This is a genomic window from Streptomyces piniterrae, assembly GCF_005048155.1.
GTDB lineage: Bacteria > Actinomycetota > Actinomycetes > Streptomycetales > Streptomycetaceae > Streptomyces > Streptomyces piniterrae.
In genome coordinates this window covers 1-17198 of sequence record NZ_SUMB01000003.1, presented here as the reverse complement: position 1 = coordinate 17198, position 17198 = coordinate 1, and the positions used below count along the sequence as shown (strand labels likewise).

The 17198-nt window shown below is 73.3% G+C and carries 15 protein-coding genes; 3 read left to right on the top strand and 12 right to left on the bottom strand.

Annotation, left to right across the window (positions count from 1 at the left end; all coding sequences use genetic code 11):
- Window positions 1–229: 229 nt before the first annotated feature.
- Window positions 230–697: an RDD family protein gene (locus FCH28_RS08745; protein WP_169314105.1), complete on the top strand. Its 468-nt coding sequence runs from the start codon at window positions 230–232 to the stop codon at window positions 695–697.
- 225 nt (window positions 698–922) lie between these two features.
- Here FCH28_RS08745 and FCH28_RS08740 read toward each other — a convergent pair whose 3' ends face one another.
- From FCH28_RS08740 to lipB, 4 genes are all read right to left on the bottom strand, one after another.
- Window positions 923–1642: a DUF4191 domain-containing protein gene (locus FCH28_RS08740; RefSeq protein WP_136739207.1), complete on the bottom strand. Its 720-nt coding sequence runs from the start codon at window positions 1640–1642 to the stop codon at window positions 923–925.
- Window positions 1643–1652: 10 nt separating this feature from the next.
- Window positions 1653–1868 carry an SCO2195 family GlnR-regulated protein gene (locus tag FCH28_RS08735; protein ID WP_136739206.1) on the bottom strand — a complete coding sequence of 72 codons (216 nt, stop codon included), beginning with the start codon at window positions 1866–1868 and terminating at the stop codon, window positions 1653–1655.
- A 214-nt stretch (window positions 1869–2082) separates the two neighbouring features.
- Window positions 2083–3057 carry a lipoyl synthase gene (lipA, locus tag FCH28_RS08730; RefSeq protein WP_246102594.1) on the bottom strand — a complete coding sequence of 325 codons (975 nt, stop codon included), beginning with the start codon at window positions 3055–3057 and terminating at the stop codon, window positions 2083–2085.
- A 149-nt stretch (window positions 3058–3206) separates the two neighbouring features.
- Window positions 3207–4031: a lipoyl(octanoyl) transferase LipB gene (gene lipB, locus FCH28_RS08725; protein WP_136739205.1), complete on the bottom strand. Its 825-nt coding sequence runs from the start codon at window positions 4029–4031 to the stop codon at window positions 3207–3209.
- A gap of 301 nt (window positions 4032–4332) precedes the next feature.
- Between lipB and FCH28_RS08720 the strand changes: the two genes are divergently transcribed.
- Window positions 4333–5787 (top strand): NsdA family TPR-like regulatory protein, encoded by a 1455-nt coding sequence (locus FCH28_RS08720; RefSeq protein ID WP_136739204.1) that lies wholly within the window; start codon window positions 4333–4335, stop codon window positions 5785–5787.
- 16 nt (window positions 5788–5803) lie between these two features.
- Here FCH28_RS08720 and FCH28_RS08715 read toward each other — a convergent pair whose 3' ends face one another.
- The 3 genes from FCH28_RS08715 to FCH28_RS08705 form a co-directional block, all read right to left on the bottom strand.
- Complete coding sequence (locus FCH28_RS08715) at window positions 5804–7144, bottom strand: FAD-dependent oxidoreductase (RefSeq protein ID WP_136739203.1); 1341 nt, start codon at window positions 7142–7144, stop codon at window positions 5804–5806.
- 250 nt (window positions 7145–7394) lie between these two features.
- Window positions 7395–8294: a TIGR01777 family oxidoreductase gene (locus tag FCH28_RS08710; protein WP_136739202.1), complete on the bottom strand. Its 900-nt coding sequence runs from the start codon at window positions 8292–8294 to the stop codon at window positions 7395–7397.
- A gap of 87 nt (window positions 8295–8381) precedes the next feature.
- Window positions 8382–8900: a DUF4240 domain-containing protein gene (locus tag FCH28_RS08705; RefSeq protein WP_136739201.1), complete on the bottom strand. Its 519-nt coding sequence runs from the start codon at window positions 8898–8900 to the stop codon at window positions 8382–8384.
- 221 nt (window positions 8901–9121) lie between these two features.
- On the opposite strand from FCH28_RS08705, the gene FCH28_RS08700 reads away from it, so the two are divergent.
- Window positions 9122–11020 (top strand): hypothetical protein, encoded by a 1899-nt coding sequence (locus FCH28_RS08700; protein ID WP_136739200.1) that lies wholly within the window; start codon window positions 9122–9124, stop codon window positions 11018–11020.
- 37 nt (window positions 11021–11057) lie between these two features.
- Here the strand turns inward: FCH28_RS08700 and FCH28_RS08695 are convergent, their stop codons facing one another.
- From FCH28_RS08695 to sucB, 5 genes are all read right to left on the bottom strand, one after another.
- Window positions 11058–11246: a hypothetical protein gene (locus FCH28_RS08695; RefSeq protein WP_136739199.1), complete on the bottom strand. Its 189-nt coding sequence runs from the start codon at window positions 11244–11246 to the stop codon at window positions 11058–11060.
- Between the two features lie 47 nt (window positions 11247–11293).
- Complete coding sequence (locus FCH28_RS08690) at window positions 11294–12367, bottom strand: helix-turn-helix transcriptional regulator (protein WP_136739198.1); 1074 nt, start codon at window positions 12365–12367, stop codon at window positions 11294–11296.
- A gap of 95 nt (window positions 12368–12462) precedes the next feature.
- Window positions 12463–15153, bottom strand: coding sequence for a pyruvate dehydrogenase (acetyl-transferring), homodimeric type (gene aceE, locus FCH28_RS08685; protein ID WP_136739197.1), 2691 nt, complete (start codon window positions 15151–15153; stop codon window positions 12463–12465).
- A 222-nt stretch (window positions 15154–15375) separates the two neighbouring features.
- The gene (locus FCH28_RS08680) at window positions 15376–15999 is read right to left on the bottom strand and encodes a GntR family transcriptional regulator (protein WP_136739196.1); all 624 of its coding nucleotides are present in this window, start codon (window positions 15997–15999) and stop codon (window positions 15376–15378) included.
- A 158-nt stretch (window positions 16000–16157) separates the two neighbouring features.
- Window positions 16158–17198: 2-oxoglutarate dehydrogenase, E2 component, dihydrolipoamide succinyltransferase (gene sucB / locus FCH28_RS08675; RefSeq protein ID WP_136739195.1), on the bottom strand; the 1041-nt coding region annotated here is incomplete at its 5' end.

The window sequence follows — 17198 nt, the reverse complement described above, 5'->3', positions numbered from 1 at the left end:
GTCACCGGTCGGCGGACGCGGGATTGCTACTCGGAACGCGACCATGTGCGGTGGCGCGCTCGCCCGACCATAGGCAGGCGGGATTTCCCAAGCATGACCCATTTGTTTCGGTGAGGTTAACCGGCGCGCGGCCGTCCTCACCCCCCAGTGTGCGCCTCCGTGAGCCGTTCCGACCCCCTCACGCGGCCCCTCGGAAAGCGAACGTATGCGGTCGCAGTACCGTGGACGGGTGGACAACAGGCAAGCAATCGGATCGTGGATCTCCGGGCCCCGCGCGGCAGCCGAGGACATGGGCGTCGAATTCGGGCATCGAGGGCAGCGGCTCGGACTGCCCGAAGAGGGGCCGGGCTCGATCGCGCGTCCGGGTCGCCGCTTCGCCGCGCTCTTCATCGACTGGGCGCTGTGCATGATCATCGCATACGGACTGCTCAGCGGCGGCCGGCCGGAGCAGGCGAGCAACTGGGCGCTGGTCGTCTTCGCCGTGCTCAGCATCCTGACGGTCGGCACGGTCGGCTTCACGCCGGGCAAGCGGCTGCTGGGCCTGCGGGTGATCGCCGAGGACGGCGCCCGGATCTCGCTGCCGCGGGTGATGCTGCGCACGGTCCTGCTCGTCGTCGTCATCCCGGCCGTCATCTGGGACCGCGACGGACGCGGACTGCACGACCGCCTCTCCCGCTCGGTGCAGGTCCGGATCTGACGGGATCCGGCCGGGTGCCGGACCGGCACGGCTCGGATCGTAGACAAGCCGCAGACAAGCCGCAGACAAGCGGCCCAGTCGGGTGCCGGGTGGCCCCGGGTGCCGGGGGGAACGGTCCCATTTCACGCGGCTCGTCCCACCCCATACAGAACGCCCCGGAGCACAGCAGCTCCGGGGCGTTGTGGTCGGTCGGGTCGTCGGTCGGCTGAGCGGCGGCCCGGCCGGTCAGCGCGTCTTGCCGCCGCCCTTGGGCATCCGCATGCCCTTCGGCATCGGGCCCTTCGGCACCGGCATGTTGCTCATCAGGTCGCCCAGCGCGCGCAGCCGGTCGTTGACGGCCGTCACCTGGGCGCCGGGCAGCACCCGCGGCAGCTTCAGCAGGGTCGTACGGAGCTTCTTCAGCGGCACCTGGTCCTCGCCGTCGCCCACCACGATGTCGTGGACCGGGGCGTCGGCGACGGTGCGCGCCATCCGCTTCTTCTCGGCGGCCAGCAGACCGCGGAGCCGGTTCGGGTTGCCCTCGCCGACCAGCACGATGCCGGCCTTGCCGACGGCGCGGTGCACCACGTCCTGGCTGCGGTTCATCGCCACCGCCGGAGTGACCGTCCAGCCGCGGCCGACGTTCTCCAGTACGGCGGCCGCCGCACCGGGCTGGCCCTCCATCTGCCCGAAGGCAGCTCGCTCGGCGCGCCGTCCGAAGACGATCGCCATCGCGAGGAAGGCCAGTACAAAGCCCAGGATGCCCGCGTAGATGGGATGGCCGATCGCGAAGCCGATGGCAAGGAGAACGCCGAATACGACGATGCCTACGCCAGCGACGACAAGACCGACCTTGGAGTCGACCCGACGGGTCATCTTGTAGGTCAGGGCGATCTGCTTCAGCCGCCCGGGGTTCTCAGCGCCGGCAGTGCCGGAAGCGCTGCCAGTGTTTGCCTTCCTCGCCATACAGCGAAGTTTACGTGGCCTGTGGCCGCCCGGTCGCCGCGGCCTCCAGTACGTGCTGAGCCTCGTACCGGTCCTTGGCCCGGCGGCGGTCCTCCAGGACCGATGTCCAGGCGTTGCGCCGGGCGGTGCGCTGTCCGCCGCGCAGCAGAACGGCCTCGACGGCACGGAGGGCACCGGTGACGGAGGGGAGGGTGAGGGCGGTGGCGCGGAGCGGCGCTGCCTGCATGGTGGCGGTCTCCCTAAAGCAGAGGGTCGGCGGAGCGGGAGGGGGGTGAGCGGTGCGTGCATCCATCGTCACCGAATGGTGTTACCAACGGATGACCTGCCGGTCAAACACCTATGAAACGTTGACGCGGCCCCCACGCCCCCCGACATGGGGGAGTGCGGGCCGCGTCCTCTCAGCATGTGCCACGATTCACAAGACGTCGCGCCGAGCCGGCTCAAACCGCCTGACTGGACGCCTCGACCTCGCGCCGCTCGATGGCCTGCTGGTAAAGGCGGCCGGCGCGGTACGAGGAGCGGACCAGCGGGCCGGACATCACGCCCGCGTAGCCGATCTCCTCGGCCTCCTCCTTCAGCTCCACGAACTCGGCGGGCTTGACCCAGCGCTCGATGGGGTGGTGCCGCACCGACGGACGCAGGTACTGGGTGATCGTGATCAGCTCGCAGCCCGCGTCGTGCAGGTCCTGCAGCGCCTGGCTGATCTCCTCGCGCTCCTCGCCCATGCCCAGGATGAGGTTCGACTTGGTGACCAGGCCGGCCTCACGGGCCTTGGTGATGACCTCCAGCGACCGCTCGTAGCGGAAGCCGGGGCGGATCCGCTTGAAGATGCGGGGCACCGTCTCGACGTTGTGGGCCAGGACCTCCGGACGGGAGGAGAAGACCTCGGCGAGCTGCTCGGGCACCGCGTTGAAGTCGGGGATCAGCAGCTCCACGCCGGTGTCGGGCATCGCGGCGTGGATCTGCCGGACGGTCTCCGCGTAGAGCCAGGCGCCGCCGTCCTCCAGGTCGTCGCGCGCGACGCCGGTGATCGTGGCGTACTTCAGGCCCATGGTCTGGACGGACTCGGCCACCCGGCGGGGCTCGTCGCGGTCCAGCTCCTGCGGCTTGCCGGTGTCGATCTGGCAGAAGTCGCAGCGCCGGGTGCACTGGTCGCCACCGATGAGGAAGGTCGCCTCGCGGTCCTCCCAGCATTCGTAGATGTTGGGACAGCCCGCCTCCTGGCAGACCGTGTGCAGACCCTCGCTCTTCACCAGGCCCTGGAGGTGGTTGTACTCGGGGCCCATTTTCGCCCGGGTCTTGATCCACTCGGGCTTGCGCTCGATGGGGGTCTGGCTGTTCCGGACCTCGAGACGCAACAATCGCCGGCCGTCAGGCCCTGGCACTGGCTTCCCGTCGGGTGCGACTGCGGACACGTCCGGCTCCCTACCACTTCGTTTCTTCGGCGTACACCAGGGTACGCCCGTTGATTCGCACGTCTTTACGCGCAGGGCAACCCCGTATGAAGGGGCTGCATTCCCGGCTGTCTCCTCGGGCCCGTGCGGGTGCCGTCCCGGGGCCGGCCCTAGACCGCGCGGGGCAGCAGTTCCGCGCCCTCCAGGACGTCCCGCAGATGCCGCTCGACGACGGGCAGCACCTCGGCGATGGTGACCTCCCGGCCCAGCTCGCCCGCGAGCGAGGCCACGCCCGCGTCACGGATGCCGCACGGCACGATCTTGTCGAACGAGGTGTTGTCCGGGTTCACGTTCAGCGAGAAGCCGTGCATCGTGACGCCCTTGGCGACGCGGATGCCGATCGCGGCGAGCTTGCGGTCCTCGCGACGCTGGCCGGCGTTGGACGGCGCGTACTCCGGGCCGCTCAGCCGCGGGTCGAACAGCTCGTCCGACACCCGGGGGTCGAAGTCCAGGTTCAGCCCGCCCAGGGCCGCCCGGTGCTCGGCTGCGCTCACGGCGTCTCCCAGCACCCACACCCCGCTGCGGCCCTCGACCCGGGTGCCCTCGACGCCGAATTCCGCACACACCCGGATCAGCGCGTCCTCGAGACGGCGCACATGGGCGACGACGTCGACGGGGCGCGGCAGCTTCTGGATGGGATAGCCCACCAGCTGACCGGGGCCGTGCCAGGTGATCTTGCCGCCGCGGTCCACGTCGATGACGGGGGTGCCGTCGAGCGGGCGCTCGTCATCGGAGGTGCGCCGGCCGGCGGTGTAGACGGGCAGGTGCTCCAGCAGCAGGCAGGTGTCGGGAACCTCGTCGGCGAACCGGGCGGCGTGCACCCGGCGCTGTTCCTGCCACGCCGATTCGTACTCCACGGCGTCCGCCCCGAAGCCCAGATGCACAAAGCGCAGCCCCTCGGGTGCGGGGGTCTCCCCCCGAGAGATCGCAGTCACGGCAGCTCCTCTTCGAACCTCTGTCGCTTCTCGCGGGCCCGGCCGTGATCCACCGGACGGCCCGCAGCACGTCTGCCACTGTACGGGCGCCGGTCGCGGCTCCGGGAGGCGGCCGGTGCCGGGTGCGCCCGCGGAGCGCCCGCGCCCCTGCTCACACGATCGGATGAACGCGAGGCACTGGCGGACAGAAAGGCTCCAAACGCCGTTACATTCACGCCGTCCCACAAGGGCGAGGAGCGTGCCGGAGAGGGTGAGCCGAGCCCGGCAGCCAGGCCCGGAAGGCAGGAGACCGGTAAAGCCGATGACCGAACGACCCCCGCAACACACGCCCAACCGCCAACTCGCCGCGCTCATCGCCGAGGCGGGCTTCTCCAATGCCGGGCTGGCCAGACGGGTCGATCAGCTCGGTATCGAGCACGGCCTCGACCTGCGCTACGACAAGACCTCGGTGACCCGCTGGCTGCGCGGCCAGCAGCCCAGGGGCACCACCCCCGCGCTGATCGCGGAGGTGTTCACCCGCCGGCTGGGGCGCCGGCTGTCCGCCCAGGACCTCGGCCTGGACGCCTGTGCGCCGGTCTACGCCGGGCTGGAGTTCGCCGCGACACCCACCGAGGCGGTGGACATCGTCAGCGGCCTGTGGCGCAAGGACTCCGGCAGCCACGCCGAGCTCCGGAAGATCGCCTTCACCCCGGCGGGCCTTGTGGTGCCCAGCCGCGACTGGCTGATCGGCCGCGCCGACGACCGGGTCGCCCGCGGCGACCCGGGCACCGACGGCTCGGCCCGGGTACCCGCCCAGGGCCGGATCTCGGTGCCCCGGCAGCGCCAGACCGACCGGGTCGACCGGATCCAGGGCGGCCGGGTCACCTCCGGCGACATCGCGGCGCTGCGCTCGGTCGGCGAGCTGTTCCGGGCGCTGGACCACGCCTACGGCGGCGGCCACGCCCGGCAGGCGCTGGTGCGCTATCTGGAGCACGAGTGCGAGCCGATGCTGCGCGGCACGTACGGCGAGGCGACCGGCCGGCGGCTGTTCGCGGCCGCCGCCGACCTGACCCGGCTGGCAGGCTGGACCTCGTACGACATCGCCGCGCACGGCCTGGCGCAGCGGTACTTCGTCCAGGCGCTGCGGCTGGCCCAGGCGGCCGGCGACCGGCCGTACGGCTCCTATGTGCTGGTGACGATGAGCCGGCAGGCGGTCTATCTGGGGCACGGCAGGGAGGCCGTCCAGCTGGCGCGGGTCGCACAGCAGGGCATCGGCGGCAGCGCGCCGCCCGCGGTGCAGGCGCTGCTGCACTGCGCGGAGGCGCGCGGGCACGGCCTGCTGGGCGAGGTCCGGGCCTGCACGGCGGCCCTGGCGCGCGCCGAACGGGCCCTGGAGACCGCCCGGCCCGGCGACGAAACCCCGTACTGGGCGCGGTTCTTCGACGAGGCGCAGCTCGCCGACGAGCTGGCGCACTGCCACCGCGATCTCCAGCAGTACCGCGCGGCCTCCCAGCACGCCGAGCGCTCCCTCCAGCTGCGGTCCGCCGGCTTCGCCCGCAGCCGGCTGTTCTGCCGGGTGGTGCTGGCCACCGCCCGGCTCGGCCTGGGCGAGCTGGAGCAGGCCTGCACGCTGGGCGCCGAGGCGGCGCTCCAGGCGTCCGAGATGCGGTCCGTGCGGGCCCACGAGTACGTCAGGGAGTTCGAGCGCCGGCTGGAGCCGTACCGGGACGCGGCGGCGGTGCGCGGCTACCGGGACCGGGTGGCCGCGCTGGGGTGACGGGCGCGGCGGCCCGTCAGGCCGCCGCGCGCAGGGTGTTGGGTTCGGGGCGGGCCGGCAGCCCGAAGTCCTGGAGCAGGGCGCGGGCGGCCCGGCGGCCCGAGTGCAGCGCGCCCTGGAGCGTGCTGATGTCCCGGTGATCGCCGCACACATAGAGCCCGGCCAGCACCCGCACCGGGCGCTCCGGGTCGTGCGGCGCCGGCATCGCGGGCACCGCGTACGGGTCGTGATGGGCGGTCAGCAGCCGCCAGTCGTCGGTCGTCGCGCCGTAGATCCGCTCCAGCTGCGGCCGGACCGTCTTGTCGAGGACGGACACCGGCAGCGCCGCGGCCGCGCCGAGCACGGTCGTGGTGATCAGGGAGCGGCCGGGCGGCGTACGGGACGGGTCGACCGCGCCTGCGACGTAGGTGTACGCGACCGGACCGTCCGCCGGCAGGATCAGCGCGGTGTGCCGGGACGGCGCTCCGCGGCCGCGGCCGGCTCCACCGGTGTGGTGCAGCACGGTCACCGGGTGGAAGGACGGCACCCGCAGCCCCGGCAGCAGCTCGGCGGCATCGCGGGCGCCGGTCGCCACCAGCACCGCGCGGCAGGGGATATGGCCGTGCTCCGCGGTCCTGACGCCCGTGGTGGACACGGAGACGGCGTGCACGGACGTACGGACCGTGCCGGGCGGCAGCTCCGCGGCGAGCAGCTCGGGGACGGCCGACGCGCCACCGGCCGGCAGACACAGCCGGCCCTCCGCGAAGGCACGCAGCGCCTGCGCGGCGCACCGGCTGGAACCGCGCAGCCGCGGATCGCACAGCAGCGCGCCGAGCAGCGGCCGCAGGAAGGTGTCGTGTGCCCGCGGCGGGAAGGTGGGGCGGCTCGCCAGGGCCTCACCGACCGGGCGGTCGGCGGGAGTTGACGGGGTGGCACGAGTCCCGTTCCGGTCGGTACGGCGGTCCGCCCGTCGGTCGCCGCGCCACTCCGGCCGCCGGTCCGTCCACCGGTCGCCGCGCCGTTCGGCGCGTGAGAGGGCGCGCGCCGCGGCGAGTGCGCCCCTTGTGCTCCGGGCCCCGCTGATGCGCTGCACCCGCTGGCCGTTGTGGAGCATCAGACCGGGCGCGAACGGGCGCAGCGTCAGCCCGCCGAGGCCGGGCGTGCGCCGCAGCTCGGCGGGGGAGAGGACCAGCGGCCGGCCGCCGCGGTCCAGCCGGAAGCCGTCGATCTCGTCGGTGGCGGCCCGGCCGCCGATCCGCGATGCGGCCTCCAGGACGGTGACCGACACGCCCGCGCCGGTCAGATGGCGGGCAGCGGCGAGGCCGGCCACGCCGGCTCCCACGATGACGACGTCCACTGTCGATGAGGTGCGCAGCACAAGCCCCTCCCGAGGTCTGTCCCAGCGGCGGGGCACCGGGCTGGTGCCCGGTGCCGTACCCCGCGGGAGCCGAGATGTGTGTGCGAGGACGTTAGGGAGACGGGTGCCGCGGCGGACAGGGGCGCCCGGGGGCGCGTCGTAGCGCCCCCGTCATGGTGCCCGTGTTCGGCCGTCCCTCACCGGCTGTTTCACGCCGTGGTGGGACGCGCCCGGTGGCGGCCGCGGGGCCGGCGCCGGTGTGCGCCGCCCGCTACAGGGGCGGCTGCAGTGCCGCCCGGACGGCTTCCGTGATGCGGGGGTGGGCGAAGGCGAAGCCGGAGTCCAGCAGGCGCCGCGGAATGATGCGCTGGCTGCCGACGACGTCGTCGGCGAACTCGCCGAGGGCGAGGCGCAGCACCGGCTCGGGCACCGGGAAGAGCGTGGGGCGGTGCAGGACGCGCCCCATCACCGCGGTGACCTCGCGGTTGGTGACCGGCTCGGGGGCGGTGAGATTGACCGGCCCGGACAGGGTGCCGGTGCCGATCAGATGGCGGAGTGCCGCGATGTGGTCGTGCAGGGAGATGAAGCTCCAGTACTGGCGGCCGTTGCCGAGCCGGCCGCCCAGGCCGAGGCGGAAGACCGGGAAGAGCCGGCCCCAGGCGCCGCCCGAGCGTGCCACGACCAGCCCGGTGCGGGCGAAGACGGTACGGATGCCCGCCTCCTGGGCCGGTTTCGCGGCGCCCTCCCAGTCGACGCAGACCTCCGGCAGGAACCCCTCGCCGGCCGGCCCGCTCTCGTCGGTGCGCCGGTCGCCGGTGTCGCCGTAGTAGCCGATGGCGGTGCCGCACACGAAGACCCGCGGCGGGGCGTCCATCGAGGCCAGGGCGGTGGCGATGGCCTCGGTGCCGCGTACCCGGCTGTCGCGGATCTCGCGCTTGTAGGCCGCGGTCCAGCGGTGGTCGCCGACCCCGGCGCCGGCGAGGTGCACCAGCGCGTCGCAGCCGGCCAGCCCGGCCGTGTCGACCTCCTGGCTGCGGGGGTCCCAGCGCACTTCGTCGGCGGCCCCGGGCGGGCGCCGGACGAGCCGGACGACGTCCTCGCCGTCCGCCCGCAACGACCGTACGAGCGCCGTGCCGATGAGTCCGGTCGAGCCGGTGATCGCGATCCGCATGGGGACATGGTGCCCGGTGTGCGGCGTGGGGACGGTATCCGACGGCGGTTTGTCCATGGCTCGATGTTCGACGGCTTGATGGCTCGCCTATGGCTTGAAACGATCCCAAAGGCGGGGGAAGCGCTCCGCCATGGCCTCGTCGTCGTCGAAGTCGACGTAGTCGCCGAGGGGTTCGCGGGGCTGCGCGGGCAGGCCGAGGTCCGGCATCACGGTGCCGGTCAGCTGCTCGTACGCCTCGTCGGCGGCGTAGCCCAGCTCCTCCGCGTCACCGTCCACCGCCTCGTCGAAGTCGTCCACGAGCTCGGCGAGGCCGTCCGCGTCGTGCAGCCCGCCCTCGAAGACCTCCCGGCCCTGGCCGATCAGCCAGCACCGGAAGAAGTCGAACGCGTCGTCGCTCGCACCGCTCAGCATCAGTGACGCGGCGGCCCACAGATCCCAGGCGTAGGCCCGGTTGTAGCGGGATTCGAAGTGGCGGGCGAAGTCCACGACGGCCTCCGGGTCCAGCCCGAGCAGCCGCTCGACCAGGGCGTCGGCCTGCTCCTCGGGGTCGCCGCCGGCGGCCTCGCGGGAGCCGTCGATCAGCTCCCAGAACTCCGTCTCGTCCATCACCGCTCCAGCATCGGCCCTGGCGCCGCGCCCCGCACGCGGAGTACCCCAGATGCGACGCGGTCGTTATCCGGACCGGTGACCCGCCGGATCCCGGCAGCCGGTCCGCCGGTGCGCGCGCCCCGGGATCCGGCCGGGTGACCGCCCCAGGAATCATTCGTTGGAAGGCGTGCAAAGACGGCAGATCCCCCATTTTTGAAGGGCTGTTTCAGGCCATGCCCATGGACGAACGCACCCGCGCCGATGTCGAGCGGGCAGAGGCAGCCATCGTCGAGCACTATCCACGGCTGGTCCGCCTGGCCTACCTCGTACTGCCGCCCTCGATGGGCCGTCACCGCCGGGTCCTCACCGCGCACGGCCTGGTCCAGCGGGCGCTGCCACGGGCCCGTCCGCGCCGACGCATCCGCAGGCTGCCGGCCCAGCGCGGCCCCGTGGGCGAAGCCGGCTACGGTCTCGTACGGCTGCGCACCCTGCGGCTGGCGCTGGCCTACGAGGGACGGCCGCAGCCGCCCGCCGCCCTGCCGCCTTCCGTGCCCGTCGTGTGGGGGCTGCGGCTCTTCCCCCGGGCGGGCGGCGCCGACGAACTCGCCCTGGACCAGGCGCTGTCCGCCGTCCCGGCGCCGGTGCGGGCCGCCGTCGGCCTGTGGCACATGGAGGGGCTCGACGGGGAAGCGGCGCGCGGGGTGCTGGCGGCGGCCGGGGTCGCGGACCCGGACGCGGCACAGCGGGCGGCCGGGCAGCTCGACCTGGCGGCGGGGGCGGGCGCGGCGGCGCTGCTGAACTCGGGGGAGTTCGACCCGTGCACGGTGCAGATCCGGCCGACGGATCTGCTGCGGCGACGGCAGCGGGTGCGGACGGCGGTCGCGGTGGTCGCGGGGGCCGCCGTGCTGGCCGTCGGCGCGCTGGTGGCCGGGGTGCCCGGCGGCCGCGGGGACGCACCGGGCCACGGGGCGGAGCCCACCGCCGCGCAGCAGGCACTGGACCCGGCCCGGCTGCTGCGCACCCCCAACGAGCGGTGGGCGGACACCGCACGCGTCGACTTCACCGCCTGGCCCGCCCGCGGCCGGCAGGCCGGTGACCAGGAGCTGCTGGGGCGGGCGTTGCGGGTCTGGGCGGCGCCGCCCGAGGGCACCCGGATCCTCGCGTCGGCCACCACGTCCACCCGGCCGCCGGACCAGCCGCCGCAGCTGCTGTACGCGGGCCTGATCGACAACGTCATGGTGGTGGTGTTCCACGACGGCGGCCGGCTGGTGCGCTACGCGGAGCCCGCGGACGCCACACCGACACTGCACTTCGCGCGCGTCGACGACGCGGATATGACCACCGGCGGTGCGCTGGTGATCGGGCGCGGCGCCGGGTGGATGCGCTATCTGGTCGCGCCGTGGGTCGCCACGGTCGAGACCCGGGATCTGCTCGCGCCCGACGCCCCGGCCCGGCCGCTGCGGCTCGCCCCGGACGGCGTCAGCAACCGGGTGCCGATCCCGCCCGGGGCTGGGGCCGGGTGCGGGCAGTGGCCTGCGGTCCAGTTCCATGTCTCGGAGCGGATCGCGGGGGGCGGCACCTTCCTGGTCACGGACCTCGACGATCTCGTCCCGGTCCGCCTCACCTCGTCGGGGGCGGTGGCCGGCGCCCCGGCGCTGCGCAGCTGGGCCCGGACGGCCTGCTCGCTGCGCTCGCTGCGGGGCGCGGGCGTACGGTCCGTCAACAACTGGGGGTTCGCGCGGCAGAGCCTTCCCGAGCACGGCGGCAGCGCGGACTGGGTCTGCACCCGCGCCGACACCTGGCGGGGCCCCGGCCGGGTCACGGTCCGGCTTCAGCCGCCCGCGGCGCGCCCGGCCGACCCCGGGTGGGTCGCCGGACGCGCCGCGGACACCGCCGCGTGCAGCCGCTTCGGTCGTCCGGTCGTCGGCGGCGTCCACTGGCGGGCGAAGTCCGGCACGTGGTACCTGCTCGCGGCGGGCGGCCCGGAGGTCGCCGGCATCGACACCACGGGCTCGGTACGGGCCTCCGCCGAGGCGAGCACGCTGGCCGTACGGGCGGCTCGGCCGGTAGCCGCAGCCCCGGCCGAGGTCACGGGGCGGCTGCGGAAGGGGGGCAGTGTGCGGGCGGTGCGGCCGTAGGAGGAGGCCGCAAGAGGGGGCGCGTACGGGGCAGCGGTCACACAACGAGCCAGAGTGCCGCCATCACGCCCACCGGAGTCAGGAGGCCTACCAGACCCGCCGCCAGGAGCACATTGCCGAGGAGTTTGAGCGCCCGGTGTCGCTGCGCACGGCAGGCGGCGGAGCAGGTGAGGCTGACGATGCCGCAGAGCGGCAGCGTGAAGAAGACGAAGCCCAGCGCCCACATGGCGGTCCCCCCCGATCCCCGGTTCCGGAAGATTACTCGGCGGCGGCTCAGTCCGTGCCCGCGTACACCGAGGCCGTGCGGCGGGCGGCCGCCGCGAACCGCTCGCGCAGCCCGGCGGGCGCCAGCACCTCGCCCTCCGGGCCGAGCGCCAGCAGCTGCGCATACGCGACATCGGCGGACTCCACGGCCAGGGTGACGGTTGTTCGGCCGTGGTCATCGGCCGGGCCGGCCTTCGTCAGGGCCTCCCGGGCGGCCGCCCGGTCGGTGACGTACGGCAGTTGCCCGACGCCGCGCGCGGACAGCCGGACCACGACCTCATCGCGCAGGATCGAGCGCGCGAACCGCTCGGCCCGCTCCTCCCAGAACGCCGGCAGGTCGAAGGATCCGTCACGGGCGAAGCGGTCCCGGCCCGGGGCGACGGCGGCGAACCGGTCGACCCGATAGACCCGGTGACCGCCCGCCCGCCGCTGCCTCTCCGCCCCCTCCGTCGAGCGGTTCCCGTCCGCCGGGCCCGCCCCGTCCGCCGAGCCCGCCGGCTCCGCCCCGTCCGCAGACTCGATCGCACGCGCCGCCAGATACCAGACCCCCGCCTTCAGCACCAGGCCGTACGGCTCCAACTCCCGCTCCACCTCGGTGTCCTTGCGGCGGTAGCGGACGGTCAGCCGGCGGTCGTCCCAGACCGCGTCGGCGACGGTGGGCAGCAGGGCCGGGGTCTCGGGCTCCTGATACCAGCCGGGCGCGTCGAGATGGAAGCGCTGGGCGGCGCCCGCCGCGGCATCCCGCAGCTCGGGCAGCAGCGCCGCGGACACCTTGAGGCGGGCGGCGGACGCGGCGTCCGCGAGGCCCATCTCGCGCAGCGCGGAGGGCACCCCGGACAGGAAGAGCGCCTCCGCCTCGCTGCGGCCGAGGCCGGTGAGCCGGGTGCGGTAACCGCCGACGAGGCGGTAGCCGCCGGCCCGGCCGCGATCGGCGTACACCGGAACGCCGGCCTCGGACAGGGAGAGCACATCCCGCGCGACCGTACGCTCCGAGACCTCCAGTTCGCGCGCCAGCTCGGCCGCCGTCATCGACGGCCGCGACTGGAGCAGCAACACCATCTTGATCAGCCGGGCAGCGCGCATGAATCCATCATGCCGGGGCCCACTGACAACGCCCGGGATCCTCGTGAGCGGTCAGGTAGCGGGCGGCCCCGGTGTCGGCCGGGGCCGCCCGCGGCTCACAGCCCGTACCGCTCCCGGGCCTCCTTGACCGTCTCCGCCTTGACCTCGCCACGCCGGGACAGGGCCGCCAGGGCCTGGACGACCACCGACTGCGGGTCGACGCCGAAGTGGCGGCGGGCCGCCTCGCGGGTGTCGGAGAGGCCGAAGCCGTCCGTGCCGATGGAGACCCAGTCCTGCTCCACCCAGGGGGCGATCTGGTCCGGGACCGCCCGCATCCAGTCGCTGACCGCGACGACCGGGCCGGGGGCGCCGGCCAGTGCGCGGGTGACGTACGGGATCCGGTCCTCGCCGTCGAGCCGGGCGGCGTCGCACTCCAGGGCGTCGCGGCGCAGCTCCGACCAGGACGGTGCCGACCAGACGTCCGCGGCCACGCCCCAGTCGGCGGCCAGCAACTCCTGGGCCTCCAGGGCCCAGTGGATGGCCGTGCCCGAGGCGAGGAGCTGGAGGCGCGGGGCGTCGGCGGCGTCGACGGGCGTAGCCGCCTGCGCGGCCTCCTTGAAGCGGTACAGACCGCGCAGGATGCCCTCTTCGACGCCCTCCGGCATGGCCGGCTGGGCCTTGGGCTCGTTGTAGACGGTGAGGTAGTAGAAGACGTTCGAGTCCTCGCCGGGCGCGGTCTCGCCGTACATCCGGCGCAGACCGTCCTTGACGATCACCGCGACCTCGTACGCGAACGCCGGGTCGTAGTTGAGCGACGCCGGGTTCGTGGACGCGATCAGGTGCGAGTGGCCGTCGGCGTGCTGGAGGCCCTCGCCGGTCAGGGTGGTGCGGCCGGCGGTGGCGCCGACGATGAAGCCCTTGCCGAGCTGGTCGGCGAGCTGCCACATCTGGTCGGCGGTGCGCTGCCAGCCGAACATCGAGTAGAAGATGTAGAAGGGGATCATCGGCTCGCCGTGCGTCGCGTACGACGAGGCGGCGGCGATGAAGTCGGCCATGGCGCCGGCCTCGGTGATGCCCTCGTTGAGGATCTGGCCGTCGGTGGCTTCCTTGTAGTACATCAGCTGGTCGCGGTCGACCGGCTCGTACGTCTGGCCCTTGGGCGAGTAGATGCCGACCGAGGGGAACAGCGACTCCATACCGAAGGTACGGGCCTCGTCGGGGACGATCGGCACCCAGCGCTTGCCGGTCTGCTTGTCCCGCATCAGGTCCTTGGCGAGCCGGACGAAGGCCATGGTGGTGGCCATCTCCTGCTTGCCGGAGCCCTTGAGCAGCGCCTTGAAGGCACGCTCCTCGGGCGCGGGCAGCGCCGGGACCGGGTGGCTCCGGCGGGCCGGTGCCGGGCCGCCGAGGGACGCGCGGCGCTCCTGGAGGTAGCGCACCTCGGGGGAGTCGGCGCCCGGGTGGCCGTACGGCACCAGCTCGTCGTCGAGGCGGGAGTCCGGGATCGGAAGGTCGAGCAGGTCGCGCATGGCGCGGAACTCCTTGCCCGAGAGCTTCTTCATCTGGTGGTTGGCGTTCTTGGACTCGAAGCCGGCGCCCAGGGTGTAGCCCTTGACGGTCTGCGCGAGGATCACGGTCGGCGCGCCCTTGTACTCCACGGCCGCCTTGTAGGCCGCGTACACCTTGCGGGCCTCGTGGCCGCCGCGGGAGGTGTGGAAGCACTCGGCGATCTTGGCGTCGGTCAGCAGCCTGGCCATCTCGACCAGGGCGGGCTCGGCGCCGAAGAAGTGCTCACGGATGTAGGCGACGTCGCGGGTGGCGTACGTCTGGAACTGCGCGTCCGGCACCTGGCGCAGCCGGCGGACCAGCGCACCGGTGGTGTCGAGCTGGAACAGCTCGTCCCAGGCGGAGCCCCACAGCGACTTGACGACGTTCCAGCCGGCGCCGCGGAACTGGGACTCCAGCTCCTGAACGATCTTGAAGTTGGCGCGGACCGGGCCGTCGAGGCGCTGCAGGTTGCAGTTGATGACGAAGGTCAGGTTGTCCAGGCCCTCGCGGGCCGCCAGCGCGAGCGCGGCGGTCGACTCGGGCTCGTCCATCTCGCCGTCGCCCAGGAACGCCCAGACGTGCGAGTTGGCGGTGTCCTTGATGCCGCGGCCCTGGAGGTAGCGGTTGAAGCGGGCCTGGTAGATCGCCGACAGCGGGCCGAGGCCCATGGAGACGGTCGGGAACTCCCACAGCCAGGGCAGCCGCCGCGGGTGCGGGTAGGAGGGCAGGCCCTTGCCGCCGGACTCCTGGCGGAAGTTGTCGAGGTGGTCCTCGGTGAGGCGGCCGTCGAGGAAGGCACGGGCGTAGATGCCGGGCGAGGCGTGGCCCTGGATGTAGAGCTGGTCGCCGGACCCGTCGCCCTCCTTGCCGCGGAAGAAGTGGTTGAAGCCCGTCTCGTACAGCCAGGCCGCGGACGCGAAGGTCGCGATATGGCCGCCGACGCCGAACCGGGAGCCGCGCGTGACCATCGCGGCGGCGTTCCAGCGGTTCCAGGCGGTGATCCGGGCTTCCATCGCCTCGTCGCCCGCGAAGGCGGGCTCGGCGGAGGTCGGGATGGTGTTGACGTAGTCCGTCTCCAAGGGCGCGAGCTCGGGGGCACCGTTGTGCTCCAGCGCGCGGCGCATCAGATACGCGGCACGGTACGGGCCCGCGGCCTTGGTGACGGCGTCAAGCGATTCGCGCCACTCGGCGGTCTCCTCGGGGTCCCGGTCCGGGATCTGGTCGAGCTGGCTGTACGTGGTACGTACGGGATCGGGCATGGGTGGCCCCTTTCCGGACGGTCGGTCGGGAGTGCGAGTGGGTGCTTGGCAGGCAGGGGTGTCGCGCCCCGACAGGCGACGATACGCCTCTGATCGATGATCGATCAACGCTTGGGAAGGGAATAACCGCAGGTCGGCACGGGGTGCCGTCTTTTCGGGCACCGCGTGCCACATGCGAAAGGGGGGTTCCGCGCCCTCGCGGAACCCCCCTTTCGCGCCCTGTCAGACCCTTGGTGCGCAGCTCAGCACATGTGCCTTGAGCAGGGCGCCGATCTTCGGGTCGCGGCGCCGGAACGCGTCCACGATCTCCTGGTGGTCCTGGGCGTGCGAGCGCTGTTCCGGGCTGAACCAGCGGATCGAGAGCGTCGTCCAGACCTCGATGCCCAGCGACTCCCAGGTGTGCAGCAGCACGGAGTTCCCGGCCGCCCGCACGATCTCGCGGTGGAACGCCACCGTGTGCCGCACCTGCGCCTCCCCGTCGCCCGCCAGGTCGGCCTCCCGCAGCGACGCCACCTCGCGCTCCAGGGCAGCGGTGTCCTCCGCCAGTCGGCCGGCGGCCAGCTCGGCGGCCACCTGCTCCAGCCCGGCCCGCACCGGGTAGCTCTCCTTCAGGTCGTCCGCCGTCAGGTTCCGCACCCGGACGCCCTTGTTGGGCGCCGACTCGATCAGCTGCAGCGACTCCAGCTCCCGCAGCGCCTCGCGCACCGGCGTCTGACTGACCTCCAGCTCGACCGCGATCCGCCGCTCCACGATCCGCTCGCCCGGCTGCCAGCGGCCGCTGACGATCCCCTCGAGGATGTGCTCGCGGATCTGCTCGCGCAGCGAATGGACGACGGGCGGGGTCATGAGGTGCTCCTTCAGAGCGGGCTGGCGACGTAGGGGGACGAGCGGGGGCCGCGGGGCCATTATCCGGGACGGCGACATGCGAAGGGGCCGGCCCCGGTTCGTACGCGGACGAACCGGGGCCGGCCCCTGCTACACACCTACTGCGTGGCGGCCGGGACTCAGAGACCGATCTCGGTCTCGAACTCGGCGGCCTCCAGGATCTGCTTGACCGTGGTCAGGTAGCGGGCGGCGTCGGCGCCGTCCACCAGACGGTGGTCGTAGGAGAGCGCGAGGTAGGTCATGTCGCGCACCGCGATGGTCTCGCCGAGCTCCGGGTGGTTGATGACCACCGGGCGCTTGACGGTGGCGCCGATGCCCAGGATGCCGACCTGGTTCGGCGGCACGATGACCGTGTCGAACAGGGCGCCGCGCGAGCCGGTGTTGCTGATGGTGAAGGTCGCACCGGACAGCTCGTCCGGCGTGATCTTGTTGGCCCGGACCTTGCCCGCCAGGTCCGCCGTCTTACGGGCGATACCGGCGATGTTCAGGTCGCCCGCGTCCTTGATGACCGGGGTCATCAGGCCCTTCTCCGCGTCCACCGCGATACCGACGTTCTCGGTGTCGAAGTAGGTGATGGTGCCCTCGTCCTCGTTGATCCGGGCGTTGACGACCGGGTGGGCCTTCAGCGCCTGGACGGCGGCCTTGACGAAGAACGGCATCGGGGAGAGCTTGACGCCCTCACGCTGCGCGAAGGCGTCCTTGGCCTTGTTGCGCATCCGCATGATGTTGGTGATGTCCACCTCGACCACGGAGGTCAGCTGCGCCTGGCCGTGCAGGGCCTTCATCATGTTGTCGCCGATGACCTTGCGCATCCGCGGCATCTTGACGGTCTGACCGCGCAGCGGGGAGACCTCCAGGGCCGGAGCCTTGGAGACCGCGGCAGGGGCGGCAGCCGGCGCGGCGGCGGCCTTGGCGGCCTCCGCGGCGGCGATGACGTCCTGCTTGCGGACCCGGCCGCCGACACCGGTGCCCTTGACGGTGGCGAGGTCGACACCGCTCTCCGCGGCGAGCTTGCGCACCAGCGGAGTGACGTACGCGCCCTCACCCGCGGCGGGGGCCGGGGTGACGGGGGCCGGCGCGGCCGGAGCCGGCGCGGGAGCCGGAGCCGGGGTGGGCGCCGGGGCGGGCGGGGCCACCGGAGCCGCGGGAGCGGCGGCCGG